This is a genomic window from Enterobacter sp. HNDS-6 (genome assembly GCF_039850505.1).
Lineage (GTDB): Bacteria > Pseudomonadota > Gammaproteobacteria > Enterobacterales > Enterobacteriaceae > Enterobacter > Enterobacter kobei.
The window spans coordinates 2,247,850-2,261,943 of the sequence record NZ_CP156673.1; the positions used below are offsets into that span (position 1 = coordinate 2,247,850).

The window sequence follows — 14,094 nt, forward strand, 5'->3', positions numbered from 1 at the left end:
AGGCGATTTTCTCAGGGGGACAGGGTGAAAAATAACGAACTGAACGACCGGCGTTTGCAGGCGACGCCGCGCGGTATCGGCGTCATGTGTAATTTCTATGCCGATAAAGCCGAAAATGCCACGGTGTGGGACGTAGAAGGCAACGAGTATATCGACTTCGCCGCCGGCATTGCGGTGCTGAATACCGGCCATCGCCATCCCAAAGTCATTTCCGCTATTGAAAAACAACTCCACGCCTTTACCCATACGGCGTACCAGATTGTGCCGTATGAAGGCTATGTGGCGCTGGCCGAGCGTATCAACCAGCGCGTGCCCATTGATGGCCCGGCCAAAACGGCCTTTTTCTCGACGGGCGCAGAAGCGGTTGAAAACGCGGTTAAAATAGCCCGCGCCTATACCCGACGTCCTGGCCTCATCACTTTCGGCGGCGCGTTCCACGGCCGTACTTTTATGACCATGGCGCTGACTGGCAAAGTTGCGCCGTACAAACTGGGCTTTGGTCCGTTCCCTGGCTCGGTGTATCACGCGCAGTATCCGAACGATCTGCACGGCGTCAGCACGGCGGAGGCGTTAAAAAGCCTGGAACGCATCTTTAAAGCGGATATCGCACCGGATCAGGTCGCGGCCATTATTCTCGAACCGGTTCAGGGGGAAGGCGGTTTCAATATTGCACCTGCCGATTTTATGCAGGCGCTGCGTGCCCTCTGTGATACCCACGGTATTTTGCTGATTGCCGACGAGGTACAAAGTGGTTTCGCCCGTACCGGCAAACTGTTCTCGATGGAACACCACTGCGTGAAGCCCGATTTGATCACTATGGCGAAAAGCCTCGCGGGTGGGATGCCGCTCTCTGCGGTATCGGGCCGTGCCGACGTGATGGACGCACCTGCGCCGGGCGGGCTGGGCGGTACTTACGCGGGGAACCCGCTGGCGATTGCCGCTGCGCATGCGGTGCTGGACGTGATTGATGAAGAGGATCTCTGTACACGTTCTGCGCACCTTGGTCATCATCTGGTAGAGGTGCTGAACAAAGCGAAGGAACACTGTCCGTATATCGCCGACATTCGCGCGCAAGGATCGATGGTGGCGGTAGAGTTTAATGACCCGCAAACGGGCCAGCCTTCGCCGGAATTCACCCGCCAGGTACAGGAACGCGCGCTGCAGGACGGTCTGCTTCTGCTGAGCTGCGGCGTTTACGGCAACGTTATTCGTTTCCTTTATCCGCTGACAATCCCCGAAGTGCAGTTCCGTCAAGCGCTGGACATTATCTCCGCCTCGCTGACACGTTAAAGCCACGCGCCCGGTGAAATCTTTGCCGGGCTTATCATATATTCATTTCAAATTAGCTATTCCAAAATCATAAAAATGGGGTATGTTTTAGCAGAGTATGCTGAAAAAGCGCGAACAGCACACCAATAACTGAAATAAAGCGCTGCACAACAACATCACAACAATCGTAATAACCATAATAATGGGGAATCTCAGGATGAACATGAAGGGTAAAGCGTTACTGGCAGGATGTATTGCGTTGGCATTCAGCACCATGGCACAGGCAGACATTAAGGTGGCTGTGGTTGGCGCAATGTCCGGTCCGGTAGCACAGTACGGCGACCAGGAATTTACGGGCGCTGAACAGGCGGTTGCAGACATTAATGCTAAGGGCGGTATTAAAGGCGAAAAACTGCAGATCGTAAAATATGATGATGCCTGTGACCCGAAACAAGCGGTAGCGGTTGCGAACAAAGTGGTGAACGACGGGATCAAATACGTTATCGGTCACCTGTGCTCTTCCTCAACTCAGCCTGCGTCTGACATCTACGAAGACGAAGGGATTCTGATGATCACCCCGGCGGCGACCGCACCGGAGCTGACCGCGCGCGGCTACAAACTGACCCTGCGCACCACGGGCCTGGACTCTGACCAGGGTCCAACGGCGGCGAAATACATTCTGGATAAAGTGAAGCCGAAGCGTATCGCGATTGTTCATGACAAACAGCAGTACGGTGAAGGTCTGGCGCGTGCGGTGCAGGATGGTCTGAAGAAAGGCAACGCCAATGTGGTCTTCTTCGATGGGATCACTGCCGGTGAGAAAGACTTCTCCACGCTGGTGGCGCGCCTGAAAAAAGAGAATATCGATTTCGTTTACTACGGCGGTTACCACCCGGAGATGGGCCAGATCCTGCGCCAGGCGCGTGCAGCCGGTCTGAAAACCCAGTTTATGGGGCCTGAAGGCGTAGCGAACGTTTCCCTGTCTAACATCGCAGGTGAATCCGCTGAAGGCCTGCTGGTGACCAAGCCGAAGAACTACGACCAGGTCCCTGCGAACAAACCTATCGTAGATGCCATCAAGGCGAAGAAACAGGATCCAAGCGGCGCGTTCGTCTGGACCACCTACGCGGCGCTTCAGTCTCTGCAGGCGGGTCTGAACCAGTCAGCCGATCCGGCTGAGATTGCGACCTGGCTGAAAGCGAACACCGTCGAAACCGTGATGGGACCACTGTCCTGGGATGAGAAGGGTGACCTGAAAGGCTTTGAGTTCGGCGTGTTTGACTGGCATGCGAACGGCACGGCGACCGACGCCAAATAATTTTCCCGTCGCCTTTCGCGCCGCAGGTGCGTTGGCTGCGTTATTCAACCCCGGTCACTTACTTATGTAAGCTCCCGGGGATTTCATAACTTGCCGCCTTCCTGCAACACGAAATGCTTGGGAAAATACGGTGGAGAATGTAGGCCGGGTAAGGCGCAGCCGCCACCCGGCTTTCTTTTAGCGCTTCTCCCACCCGCTCTCCTGCGCCGTAAACCCTAGCGCCTGCATAAACGCCGCCATCACGCCGCGGTCTTCTACGCCTACGTCAGCCATCCACCACGAGGTCACGTTCGGGTTTTCGCGGATCACTTCTTCAATTAAATACTGCCCCACGCCGCGACGCCGGGTGACGTCACGTACACGCAGTGAGTCCAGCGCCCCTTCTGTACCGCTCAGGGTCACGCGAACCGCAGCCAGCAGGCGTTCGTTGAAACGCGCGGCATAAATGCGGTGAGTCTCGTCGACGCGTAGCGACGAAGGGGAATATTCCGGCCAGATCTTGCCCAGGTCGATATGATCCTGGTCGCTAAAGGTCACCAGACGCACGATAGTCAGTTTCATTAGCTACATGTCCAAATCAAATTGAGTAGGGGCAGTGTACTCAATTTATTCACTCAGCGGCTTCCTCTTTTTATTCTCATTAACCAGGTGATTAGTTTTTTGGTAATGCGCTGGGCAGTTTGAAAACACATGGATCGAAAAATAAGCAGAATTTTAACCTGAATGGTAGTGATTTATTCGGCGCTTTGTACCGTTATTTTATGCTGCAAACTGCACTTTTATTTGTTTATCTCTGCATGATTTCAGAATATTATCTTTGCTTAATCGCCTGAAAAATAGAGATTTTAGTCTGGTTTTTGGCAAAAAACTGCGCTAAACCATTAAAGGCACTGGTAAAAATAGCGTTGTGCATTAAAAGTACAGAATGCTTTTTAACCATAATAAAACAAAATATAAACACGACATCACGAATGGGGATTCTGAGATGAAAAGGAACGCGAAAACATTTATCGCGGGAATGGTTGCACTGGCGATCTCGCATGCAGCCATGGCGGAAGAGATCAAAGTTGCGGTCGTGGGCGCAATGTCCGGCCCTGTTGCCCAGTGGGGTGATATGGAGTTCAACGGCGCGCGCCAGGCCATCAAAGACATCAACGCCAAAGGCGGCATCAAAGGCGACAAGCTGGTGGGCGTGGAATATGACGACGCCTGCGATCCGAAACAGGCCGTCGCGGTCGCCAACAAAATCGTCAACGATGGCATCCAGTATGTGATTGGCCACCTGTGCTCATCGTCCACCCAGCCTGCGTCTGATATCTACGAAGACGAAGGTATTCTGATGATCACCCCCGGCGCCACTAACCCAGAACTGACCCAGCGCGGCTATCAGCACATTATGCGTACCGCCGGTCTCGATTCTTCCCAGGGACCCACCGCCGCCAAATTTATCCTCGAAACCGTAAAGCCAAAGCGCATTGCCATCATTCATGACAAGCAGCAGTACGGCGAAGGCCTGGCGCGTTCCGTTCAGGACGGCCTGAAAAAAGGTGGCGCGAACATCGTCTTCTTTGACGGCATCACTGCCGGTGAGAAAGACTTCTCCGCGCTGATTGCTCGTCTGCAAAAAGAGAACATCGACTTCGTTTACTACGGCGGCTACTACCCTGAAATGGGGCAGATGCTGCGTCAGGCACGCGCCACCGGTCTGAAAACCCAGTTTATGGGACCAGAGGGCGTGGGTAATGCCTCCCTGTCGAACATCGCGGGCGATTCTGCCGAAGGCATGCTGGTTACGATGCCAAAACGCTATGACCAGGATCCGGCGAACAAGGCTATCGTTGATGCGCTTAAGGCGCAGAAAAAGGACCCGAGTGGTCCGTATGTCTGGATCACCTACGCGGCCGTACAGTCTCTGGCGACGGCTCTGGAGCGTACCGGCAGCAAAGAGCCGTTGGATCTGGTGAAAGATTTAAAAGCACACGGGGCGAACACCGTGATTGGGCCGCTGAACTGGGATGAGAAAGGCGATCTGAAGGGATTTGAGTTTGGTGTCTTTAAGTGGCACGCCGACGGGTCTTCCTCGGCCGCCAAATAATTATCCCGCCGCCCGGACCGCCGGGCGGGAATAAAAAGGTTTGCATATGTCCGAGCAGTTTCTCTATTTCCTGCAGCAGATGTTTAACGGCGTCACGCTGGGAAGCACCTACGCGCTGATTGCCATCGGCTATACGATGGTTTACGGCATTATCGGCATGATCAACTTCGCCCACGGCGAGGTGTACATGATCGGTAGCTACATCTCCTTTATGATCATCGCCGCCCTGATGATGATGGGCATCGACAGCAGCTGGCTGCTGGTTGCCGCCGGGTTTGTCGGCGCCATTGTGATCGCCAGCGCCTATGGCTGGAGCATCGAGCGCGTGGCCTATCGGCCGGTGCGCAGCTCCAAGCGTCTGATTGCGCTCATCTCCGCCATCGGTATGTCGATCTTCCTGCAAAACTACGTCAGCCTGACCGAAGGGTCGCGCGACGTGGCGCTGCCAAGCCTGTTTAACGGCCAGTGGATCGTGGGGGCCAGCGAAAACTTCTCTGCCTCTATCACCACCATGCAACTCGTCATCTGGGTCGTGACCTTTATTGCGATGCTCGCCCTGACGCTGTTCATCCGTTATTCCCGCATGGGGCGCGCCTGCCGTGCCTGCGCGGAAGACCTGAAGATGGCGAGCCTGCTTGGCATCAATACTGACCGCGTGATTGCCCTGACCTTCGTGATCGGCGCCGCGATGGCGGCAGTGGCGGGCGTGCTGCTCGGCCAGTTCTACGGCGTGATCAACCCGTACATCGGCTTTATGGCCGGCATGAAAGCCTTCACCGCGGCAGTACTTGGCGGTATCGGCAGTATTCCTGGCGCGATGATCGGCGGCCTGATCCTGGGCGTGGCGGAAGCGCTCTCCTCGGCGTACCTGAGCACCGAATATAAAGACGTGGTGTCGTTTGCCCTGCTGATTCTGGTTCTGCTGGTCATGCCTACCGGTATTCTGGGCCGTCCGGAGGTAGAGAAAGTATGAAACCGATGCATTTTGCAATGGCGCTGCTCTCTGCCGCCATGTTCTTCGTGCTGGCGGGCGTCTTTATGGGCGTCCAGCTGGAGCTGAGCGGCACCAAACTGGTGGTGGATACCGCACCTGACATCCGCTGGCAGTGGGTGTTTATTGGCACGGCGGTGGTGTTCCTGTTCCAGCTGCTGCGTCCGCTGTTCCAGAATACGCTGAAAAACGTCTCTGGCCCGAAATTCGTCCTGCCGGCAATCGACGGTTCCAGCGTGAAGCAAAAGCTGTTCCTCGTGGCGCTGCTGGTGGCGGCCGTGGCGTGGCCATTCGTGGTCTCGCGCGGCACGGTGGATATCGCTACCCTGACCATGATTTACGTGATTTTGGGTCTCGGTCTGAACGTGGTGGTGGGGCTCTCTGGCCTGCTGGTGCTGGGCTACGGTGGTTTTTACGCCATCGGTGCCTACACCTTCGCGCTGCTGAACCATTATTACGGCCTCGGCTTCTGGACCTGTCTGCCGCTGGCGGGCCTGGTTTCTGCCGCTGCGGGCTTCCTGCTGGGCTTCCCGGTGCTGCGCCTGCGCGGTGACTACCTGGCGATTGTGACCTTAGGCTTTGGCGAAATCGTCCGTATCCTGCTGCTGAATAACACCGAAATCACCGGTGGTCCGAACGGCATCAGCCAGATCCCGAAACCGACCTTCTTCGGGCTGGAGTTCAGCCGTACCGCCCGCGAAGGCGGCTGGGATACCTTCAGCAACTTCTTTGGCGTGAAGTATGACCCGTCTGACCGCGTGATTTGGCTCTACCTGGTTGCGCTGCTGCTGGTGGTGGTGACCCTTTTCGTGATTAACCGTCTGCTGCGCATGCCGCTGGGCCGCGCGTGGGAAGCGCTGCGTGAAGATGAGATCGCCTGCCGCTCCCTGGGCCTGAACCCGACCCGCATCAAGCTGACCGCGTTTACCATCAGCGCCGCGTTTGCCGGTTTCGCCGGGACGCTGTTTGCCGCGCGTCAGGGCTTCGTCAGCCCGGAATCGTTCACGTTTGCCGAATCGGCCTTTGTGCTGGCGATTGTGGTGCTCGGCGGGATGGGCTCGCAGTTTGCCGTCATTCTCGCGGCCATCCTGCTGGTGGTCTCGCGCGAGCTGATGCGTGACTTTAACGAATACAGCATGCTGATGCTGGGTGGTTTGATGGTGCTGATGATGATCTGGCGTCCGCAGGGCCTGCTGCCGATGACCCGTCCACAGCTGAAGCTGAAGAACGGGAAAGCGAAAGGAGAGCAGGCATGAGTCAGCCATTATTATCCGTTAACGGTCTGATGATGCGTTTTGGCGGCCTGCTGGCGGTCAACAACGTGAATCTGGATCTGCATAAGAAAGAGATCGTCTCCCTGATTGGCCCCAACGGCGCGGGAAAAACCACGGTGTTTAACTGTCTGACCGGTTTCTACAAGCCGACGGGCGGCACCATCATGCTGCGCGATAAGCACCTGGAAGGGCTGCCGGGCCAGCAAATTGCCCGCATGGGCGTGGTGCGTACCTTCCAGCACGTGCGCCTGTTCCGCGAGATGACGGTGATTGAGAACCTGCTGGTGGCACAGCATCAGCAGCTCAAAACCGGGCTGTTCTCCGGTCTGCTGAAGACTCCGGCCTTCCGCCGCGCCCAGGAGGAGGCCCTCGACCGCGCCGCCACCTGGCTCGACCGCATCGGCTTGCTGCAGCACGCCAACCGTCAGGCGAGCAACCTGGCCTACGGCGATCAGCGTCGTCTGGAGATTGTGCGCTGCATGGTGACGCAGCCGGAAATTCTGATGCTCGACGAACCGGCGGCGGGCCTCAACCCGAAAGAGACCAAAGAGCTGGACGAGATGATTGCCGAGCTACGCGATCACCACGACACCACCATCCTGCTGATTGAGCACGACATGAAGCTGGTGATGGGTATTTCGGACCGTATTTACGTGGTCAACCAGGGCACGCCGCTGGCAAACGGCACGCCGGAAGAGATCCGCAACAATCCGGACGTGATCCGCGCGTACCTTGGTGAGGCATAAGATGGAAAAAGCGATGTTAACGTTCGACAAGGTCAATGCGCACTACGGCAAGATCCAGGCGCTGCACGACGTCAGCCTGCACATCAATCAGGGCGAAATCGTCACCCTGATTGGCGCCAACGGCGCGGGCAAAACCACGCTGCTCGGTACCCTGTGCGGCGACCCGCGGGCTACCAGCGGGCGGATTGTGTTTGATGGCAAAGACATTACCGACTGGCAGACTGCAAAAATCATGCGTGAAGCGGTGGCGATTGTTCCGGAAGGGCGTCGCGTCTTCTCGCGCATGACGGTGGAAGAGAACCTGGCGATGGGCGGCTTCTTCGCTCACCGCGATGAATACCAGACCCGCATCAAGTGGGTATACGAACTCTTCCCGCGCCTGTGGGAGCGCCGTATTCAGCGTGCGGGCACCATGTCCGGCGGTGAGCAGCAGATGCTGGCGATTGGCCGCGCGCTGATGAGCCAGCCACGCCTGCTGCTGCTGGACGAACCGTCGCTCGGTCTGGCGCCGATCATTATCCAGCAGATCTTCGACACCATCGAGCAGCTGCGTAAAGAGGGGATGACCATCTTCCTCGTCGAGCAGAACGCCAACCAGGCGCTGAAGCTCGCCGACCGTGGCTACGTGCTGGAAAACGGCCGCGTGGTGCTTGAAGATACCGGCGATGCGCTGCTGGCGAACGAAGCGGTGCGGAGCGCGTACCTCGGAGGCTAAGCCGTCTGTGTTGCCCGGTGGCGCTTACGCTTACCGGGCCTACATGCCTTTCTCCCTCTCCCTGTGGGAGAGGGCCGGGGTGAGGGCATCAGACCGCACTCAATCACCCAACCCCTTTCACACAACCATCATCCCCCTGACGCTTTGCTGTCACTTATCTGTAAACAAACAGTTATTTTTCTGTCATTCGAGCATGTCATGTTACCTCGCGAGCATAAAACGCGTGATATCGCGCATCCGGCACAATAAGAGAGATGACAATGACATCGTTACGACACACAGCTTTGGGTCTGGCACTGGGTCTGGCTTTTGCGACGAACGCAATGGCTGTCACCACCATTCCATTCTGGCATTCCATGGAAGGGGAGTTGGGTAAAGAAGTTGACTCCCTGGCGCAGCGTTTCAACGACACCCACCCGGATTACAAAATTGTGCCGGTGTACAAAGGCAACTACGAGCAGAGCCTGAGCGCGGGCATCGCCGCCTTCCGTACCGGTAACGCTCCTGCACTGTTACAGGTTTATGAAGTGGGTACCGCGACCATGATGGCCTCGAAAGCCATCAAGCCGGTCTATGAAGTCTTCAAAGAGGCGGGCATCAACTTCGACGAGTCGCAGTTCGTGCCAACCGTGGCGGGCTACTACACCGATTCCAAAACCGGTCACCTGCTGTCTCAGCCGTTTAACAGCTCCACGCCGGTCCTGTACTACAACAAAGATGCCTTCAGGAAAGCCGGTTTAGATCCGGAGCAGCCGCCAAAAACCTGGCAGGATCTGGCCGACTATACCGCGAAGCTGAAAGCTGCGGGGATGAAGTGCGGCTACGCCAGCGGCTGGCAGGGCTGGATCCAGATTGAAAACTTCAGCGCCTGGCACGGCCTGCCGGTTGCCACCAAAAACAACGGCTTCGATGGCACTGACGCGGTACTGGAGTTCAACAAGCTGGAGCAGGTGAAGCACATTGCGCTGCTGGAAGCGCTCAACAAAAAGGGCGATTTCAGCTACTTCGGCCGTAAAGACGAATCCACTGAAAAGTTCTACAACGGTGACTGCGCTATTACCACCGCGTCTTCCGGTTCGCTGGCAGATATCCGTCACTACGCCAAATTCAACTACGGCGTGGGCATGATGCCGTACGACGCTGACGTGAAGGGCGCGCCGCAGAACGCCATCATCGGCGGGGCCAGCCTGTGGGTGATGCAGGGCAAAGACAAGGGCACCTACAAAGGCGTGGCCGAGTTCCTCGACTTCCTGGCGAAGCCAGAGATTGCCGCTGAGTGGCACCAGAAAACCGGCTACCTGCCGATCACCAAAGCCGCCTATGACCTGACCCGCGAGCAGGGTTTCTACAGCAAAAACCCGGGCGCGGATATCGCGACGCGTCAGATGCTGAACAAGCCGCCGTTGCCGTTCACCAAAGGTCTGCGTCTGGGCAACATGCCGCAGATCCGCACCATCGTGGATGAAGAGCTGGAAAGCGTGTGGACCGGGAAGAAAACGCCACAGCAGGCGCTGGATTCAGCGGTAGAACGCGGGAATCAGCTGCTGCGCCGTTTTGAGCAGTCGACCAAATCGTAATTAAAACCTGCCCCTCACCCTAACCCTCTCCCCGTAGGGGAGAGGGGACTGCACGGAGCCGTCTTTTCTCCCTCGCCCCTTTGGGGAGAGGGTCGGGGTGAGGGGTGAATACCTACAGAGCTAACCTATGTCATCATCCCGTCCGGTGTTCCGTTCCCGCTGGCTGCCCTATCTTCTGGTCGCGCCGCAGCTGGTCATCACCGTTATCTTCTTTATCTGGCCTGCGGGCGAAGCGCTGTGGTACTCGGTACAAAGCGTCGACCCGTTCGGGCTGTCCAGCCAGTTTGTTGGCCTGGACAACTTCACCGCGCTGTTCCACGACAGCTACTATCTGGACTCCTTCTGGACGACGATGAAATTCAGCGCCCTGGTCACCGTCAGCGGTCTGGTCGCTTCGCTGTTCTTTGCCGCGCTGGTGGACTACGTGGTGCGCGGCAGCCGCCTGTATCAGACCCTGATGCTGCTGCCTTACGCCGTCGCGCCCGCCGTTGCGGCCGTGCTGTGGATCTTCCTGTTTAACCCGGGGCGCGGGCTGATTACCCATTTCCTGGCCGAATTGGGTTACGACTGGAACCACGCCCAGAACAGCGGTCAGGCGATGTTCCTGGTGGTGTTCGCCTCGGTGTGGAAGCAGATCAGCTATAACTTCCTGTTCTTCTTTGCCGCACTGCAGTCCATCCCGCGCTCGCTGGTGGAAGCCGCGGCAATTGACGGAGCAGGGCCGATTCGTCGCTTCTTCAGGCTGTCGCTGCCGCTGATCGCCCCGGTGAGTTTCTTCCTGCTGGTGGTTAACCTCGTGTACGCCTTCTTCGACACTTTCCCGGTGATCGACGCGGCGACCGCGGGCGGCCCGGTGCAGGCGACCACGACGCTTATCTATAAGATCTACCGCGAAGGCTTTGCGGGGCTTGATCTCTCGGCCTCCGCCGCGCAGTCGGTGGTGCTGATGTTCCTCGTCATCATCCTCACGGTGGTGCAGTTCCGCTATGTTGAAAGTAAGGTGCGCTACCAATGATTGAGAACCGTCGCGGGCTGACGATTTTCAGCCATACCATGCTGATTTTAGGGATCATCGTCATCCTGTTTCCGCTGTACGTGGCGTTTGTCGCCGCCACGCTGGACACCAAAGCGGTGTTCGACACGCCGATGACGCTGATCCCAGGTTCGCATTTGTTCGAGAATATGAAGACCATCTGGACCCAGGGCGTGGGCGCGAACAGCGCGCCGTTCTGGCTGATGATGCTCAACAGCTTCATCATGGCGTTCGGCATCACCGTCGGCAAAATCACGGTGTCGATGCTCTCCGCCTTCGCCATCGTCTGGTTCCGTTTTCCGCTGCGCAACCTCTTCTTCTGGATGATCTTTATCACCCTGATGCTGCCGGTGGAAGTGCGTATCTTCCCGACGGTGGAAGTGATCGCCAACCTGAAGATGCTCGACAGCTACGCGGGCTTAACCCTGCCGCTGATGGCCTCGGCGACCGCCACCTTCCTGTTCCGCCAGTTCTTTATGACCCTGCCGGACGAGCTGATTGAAGCCGCGCGTATCGACGGCGCGTCACCTATGCGCTTCTTCCGCGATATCGTGCTGCCGCTGTCGAAAACCAATCTTGCGGCGCTGTTTGTGATCACCTTTATCTACGGCTGGAACCAGTACCTGTGGCCGCTGCTGATTATTCAGGACGTCAACCTCGGCACCGCCGTCGCGGGCATCAAAGGCATGATTGCCACCGGCGAAGGCACCACCCTCTGGAACCAGGTGATGGCGGCGATGCTGCTCACCCTTATCCCACCCGTAGTCATTGTTTTAGCCATGCAGCGCGCGTTTGTCCGCGGCCTGGTCGATAGCGAGAAATAAGATGGCAGGTTTAAAACTTCAGGCAGTAACCAAAAGCTGGGACGGCAAAACCCAGGTCATTCAGCCGTTAACGCTCGACGTAGCGGACGGGGAATTTATCGTGATGGTTGGCCCGTCCGGCTGCGGCAAATCCACCCTGCTGCGCATGGTGGCGGGGCTGGAGCGCGTGACCTCGGGCGATATCTGGATTGACCGCCAGCGCGTCACCGAGATGGAACCGAAGGATCGCGGTATTGCGATGGTGTTCCAGAACTACGCCCTCTATCCGCACATGAGCGTGGAAGAGAACATGGCGTGGGGGCTGAAAATCCGCGGCATGGGCAAAGGCCATATCGACGAGCGCGTCAAAGAAGCGGCACGCATTCTGGAACTGGACGGCCTGCTCAAGCGCCGCCCGCGCGAGCTCTCCGGTGGTCAGCGCCAGCGCGTGGCGATGGGGCGCGCCATCGTGCGCGACCCGGCGGTATTCCTGTTCGATGAACCGCTCTCCAACCTGGATGCCAAGCTGCGCGTGCAGATGCGTCTTGAGCTGCAACAGCTGCACCGTCGTCTGAAAACCACCTCCCTGTACGTGACCCACGATCAGGTCGAAGCTATGACCCTTGCCCAGCGCGTGATGGTGATGAACAAAGGCATCGCCGAGCAGATTGGCACTCCGGTGGAGGTGTACGAGAAACCGGCCACCCGCTTTGTGGCGAGCTTTATCGGCAGCCCGGCAATGAATTTGCTGGAAGGGCGTATCAGCAATGCAGGCACGCACTTTGAGCTGGAAAGCGGGATGGCATTACCGATCAACTGGTACTATCGTGGCTACGCCGGGCGTAAGATGACGCTCGGGATCCGCCCCGAGCATATCGGTTTAACCTCTCAGGCGGACGGCGGCGTGCCGCTGGTGATGGACACGCTGGAGATGTTGGGGGCAGATAACCTGGCGCACGGGCGCTGGGGCGAGCAAAAAATGGTGGTGCGTCTGGCACATCAGGAGCGCCCGAAAGCAGGCAGCACGCTGTGGCTGCACCTGCCGGAAAATCATCTGCACCTCTTTGATGGTGAAACAGGACAACGAGTATGAGCAACTGGCCTTATCCCCACATCGTCGCCCACCGTGGCGGCGGTAAACTGGCGCCGGAAAATACCCTGGCGGCGATTGATGTTGGCGCGCGCTACGGTCACACGATGATCGAGTTTGACGCCAAGCTGTCGAAGGACGGCGAGATTTTCCTGCTGCATGACGATAACCTCGAACGCACCAGCAACGGCTGGGGCGTGGCGGGTGAACTGCCGTGGCGCGATCTGCTGAAAGTGGATGCCGGAAGCTGGTACAGCGGCGAATTCAAAGGCGAACCGCTTCCGCTGCTGGCGGAGGTGGCGGACCGCTGTCGTCAGCACGGCATGATGGCCAATATTGAAATCAAACCGACCACCGGCACCGGGCCGCTGACGGGCAAAGTCATTGCGCTGGCCGCGCGTGAGCTATGGGAAGGGATGACGGCGCCGCTGCTCTCCTCGTTTGAAATTGACGCCCTGGAAGCGGCCCAGGCTGCCGTGCCTGAACTCCCGCGTGGGCTGCTGCTGGACGAGTGGCGTGAGGACTGGCGCGAGCTGACAACCCGCTTAGGCTGTGTCTCTATCCATCTCAATCACAGGCTGCTGGACGAGGCGCGGGTGAAGATGCTCAAAGACGCGGGTCTGCATATTCTGGTTTATACCGTGAATAAACCCCAGCGTGCAGCCGAACTGCTGCGCTGGGGCGTGGACAGCATCTGTACCGATGCGATTGACCAGATCGGGCCGAAATTTATTTATTAAGCATGCTGCCATTCTGCTGGGTCGGCAGCATATGCTGCTGACCGCTGCTTTGCGACATCCCGCCGCCTAACATTCCGCCGTTTGCGTTTGGCAGCGGCTGCTCACGCACCTGTCCCTGCTGTACGCGCTGGGTGTTGGCGTTCATCTGATTTTGCAGGCTCTGCTGCTGCATCTGGGTCTGCGTTTTCAACTGCTGGTTCAGCATCCCTTTTTGCTGTTGCTGCTGGCTCATCATCTCCGTCTGCATACGCTGCTGGCTCGGGATGACATAACCCTGCTGGTTCGGGTTGTTCATAGTGTTAAGTGGCTGTGCGAGCGCGGCAAACGGGATCAGCGCCGCAAGAATCAGTAAGCGTTTCATTGTCATTTCCTCCTGTTGAGGTCTCTCTTAAGTTTACCCTGATTTCACCATGACGATGATTTTTTAGGAGTTGTGAACCAGG

Annotated in this window: 14 protein-coding genes; 12 read left to right on the forward strand and 2 right to left on the reverse strand. The window is 57.6% G+C overall.

Translation table 11 applies throughout. The annotated features are described in order from the left end of the window. Window positions 1-24 precede the first annotated feature (24 nt). Both ABFI50_RS10490 and livJ read left to right on the forward strand, forming a co-directional pair. Window positions 25-1,290 carry a 4-aminobutyrate--2-oxoglutarate transaminase gene (locus ABFI50_RS10490; protein WP_117581831.1) on the forward strand — a complete coding sequence of 422 codons (1,266 nt, stop codon included), beginning with the start codon at window positions 25-27 and terminating at the stop codon, window positions 1,288-1,290. Window positions 1,291-1,486: 196 nt separating this feature from the next. Beyond that, window positions 1,487-2,587 carry a branched chain amino acid ABC transporter substrate-binding protein LivJ gene (gene livJ, locus ABFI50_RS10495; protein WP_014882117.1) on the forward strand — a complete coding sequence of 367 codons (1,101 nt, stop codon included), beginning with the start codon at window positions 1,487-1,489 and terminating at the stop codon, window positions 2,585-2,587. Window positions 2,588-2,764: 177 nt separating this feature from the next. Here livJ and panM read toward each other — a convergent pair whose 3' ends face one another. Next, complete coding sequence (panM, locus tag ABFI50_RS10500; protein WP_014882118.1) at window positions 2,765-3,148, reverse strand: aspartate 1-decarboxylase autocleavage activator PanM; 384 nt, start codon at window positions 3,146-3,148, stop codon at window positions 2,765-2,767. Window positions 3,149-3,572: 424 nt separating this feature from the next. Between panM and livK the strand changes: the two genes are divergently transcribed. From livK to ugpQ, 10 genes are all read left to right on the forward strand, one after another. Continuing rightward, window positions 3,573-4,682: a high-affinity branched-chain amino acid ABC transporter substrate-binding protein LivK gene (gene livK, locus ABFI50_RS10505; RefSeq protein ID WP_014882120.1), complete on the forward strand. Its 1,110-nt coding sequence runs from the start codon at window positions 3,573-3,575 to the stop codon at window positions 4,680-4,682. A gap of 46 nt (window positions 4,683-4,728) precedes the next feature. After that, window positions 4,729-5,655 (forward strand): high-affinity branched-chain amino acid ABC transporter permease LivH, encoded by a 927-nt coding sequence (gene livH / locus ABFI50_RS10510; RefSeq protein ID WP_014882121.1) that lies wholly within the window; start codon window positions 4,729-4,731, stop codon window positions 5,653-5,655. Beyond that, window positions 5,652-6,929, forward strand: coding sequence for a branched chain amino acid ABC transporter permease LivM (gene livM / locus ABFI50_RS10515; RefSeq protein WP_347486017.1), 1,278 nt, complete (start codon window positions 5,652-5,654; stop codon window positions 6,927-6,929). Before livH ends, livM begins: the two co-directional genes overlap by 4 nt. Continuing rightward, window positions 6,926-7,693, forward strand: coding sequence for a high-affinity branched-chain amino acid ABC transporter ATP-binding protein LivG (gene livG / locus ABFI50_RS10520; RefSeq protein WP_347486020.1), 768 nt, complete (start codon window positions 6,926-6,928; stop codon window positions 7,691-7,693). The genes livM and livG overlap by 4 nt, the downstream gene beginning before the upstream one ends. Window position 7,694: 1 nt before the next feature. Next, the gene (livF, locus tag ABFI50_RS10525) at window positions 7,695-8,408 is read left to right on the forward strand and encodes a high-affinity branched-chain amino acid ABC transporter ATP-binding protein LivF (RefSeq protein ID WP_006812273.1); all 714 of its coding nucleotides are present in this window, start codon (window positions 7,695-7,697) and stop codon (window positions 8,406-8,408) included. 260 nt (window positions 8,409-8,668) lie between these two features. Then, window positions 8,669-9,985 carry a sn-glycerol-3-phosphate ABC transporter substrate-binding protein UgpB gene (ugpB, locus tag ABFI50_RS10530; RefSeq protein ID WP_347486022.1) on the forward strand — a complete coding sequence of 439 codons (1,317 nt, stop codon included), beginning with the start codon at window positions 8,669-8,671 and terminating at the stop codon, window positions 9,983-9,985. A gap of 127 nt (window positions 9,986-10,112) precedes the next feature. Beyond that, window positions 10,113-11,000, forward strand: a complete 888-nt coding sequence (gene ugpA, locus ABFI50_RS10535; protein ID WP_014833586.1) for a sn-glycerol-3-phosphate ABC transporter permease UgpA — start codon at window positions 10,113-10,115, stop codon at window positions 10,998-11,000. Next, entirely contained in the window at window positions 10,997-11,842 is an 846-nt protein-coding gene (gene ugpE / locus ABFI50_RS10540) for a sn-glycerol-3-phosphate ABC transporter permease UgpE (protein WP_063434509.1), read from the forward strand. The genes ugpA and ugpE overlap by 4 nt, the downstream gene beginning before the upstream one ends. 1 nt (window position 11,843) lies before the next feature. Next, a complete protein-coding gene (locus ABFI50_RS10545; RefSeq protein ID WP_058690155.1) occupies window positions 11,844-12,914 on the forward strand; it encodes a sn-glycerol-3-phosphate import ATP-binding protein UgpC in 1,071 nt (356 codons plus the stop codon). Continuing rightward, complete coding sequence (gene ugpQ, locus ABFI50_RS10550) at window positions 12,911-13,651, forward strand: glycerophosphodiester phosphodiesterase (RefSeq protein WP_180253999.1); 741 nt, start codon at window positions 12,911-12,913, stop codon at window positions 13,649-13,651. The genes ABFI50_RS10545 and ugpQ overlap by 4 nt, the downstream gene beginning before the upstream one ends. Here ugpQ and ABFI50_RS10555 read toward each other — a convergent pair. Next, window positions 13,641-14,012: a DUF2756 family protein gene (locus ABFI50_RS10555; RefSeq protein WP_058690153.1), complete on the reverse strand. Its 372-nt coding sequence runs from the start codon at window positions 14,010-14,012 to the stop codon at window positions 13,641-13,643. The genes ugpQ and ABFI50_RS10555 overlap by 11 nt on opposite strands. Window positions 14,013-14,094 lie beyond the last annotated feature (82 nt).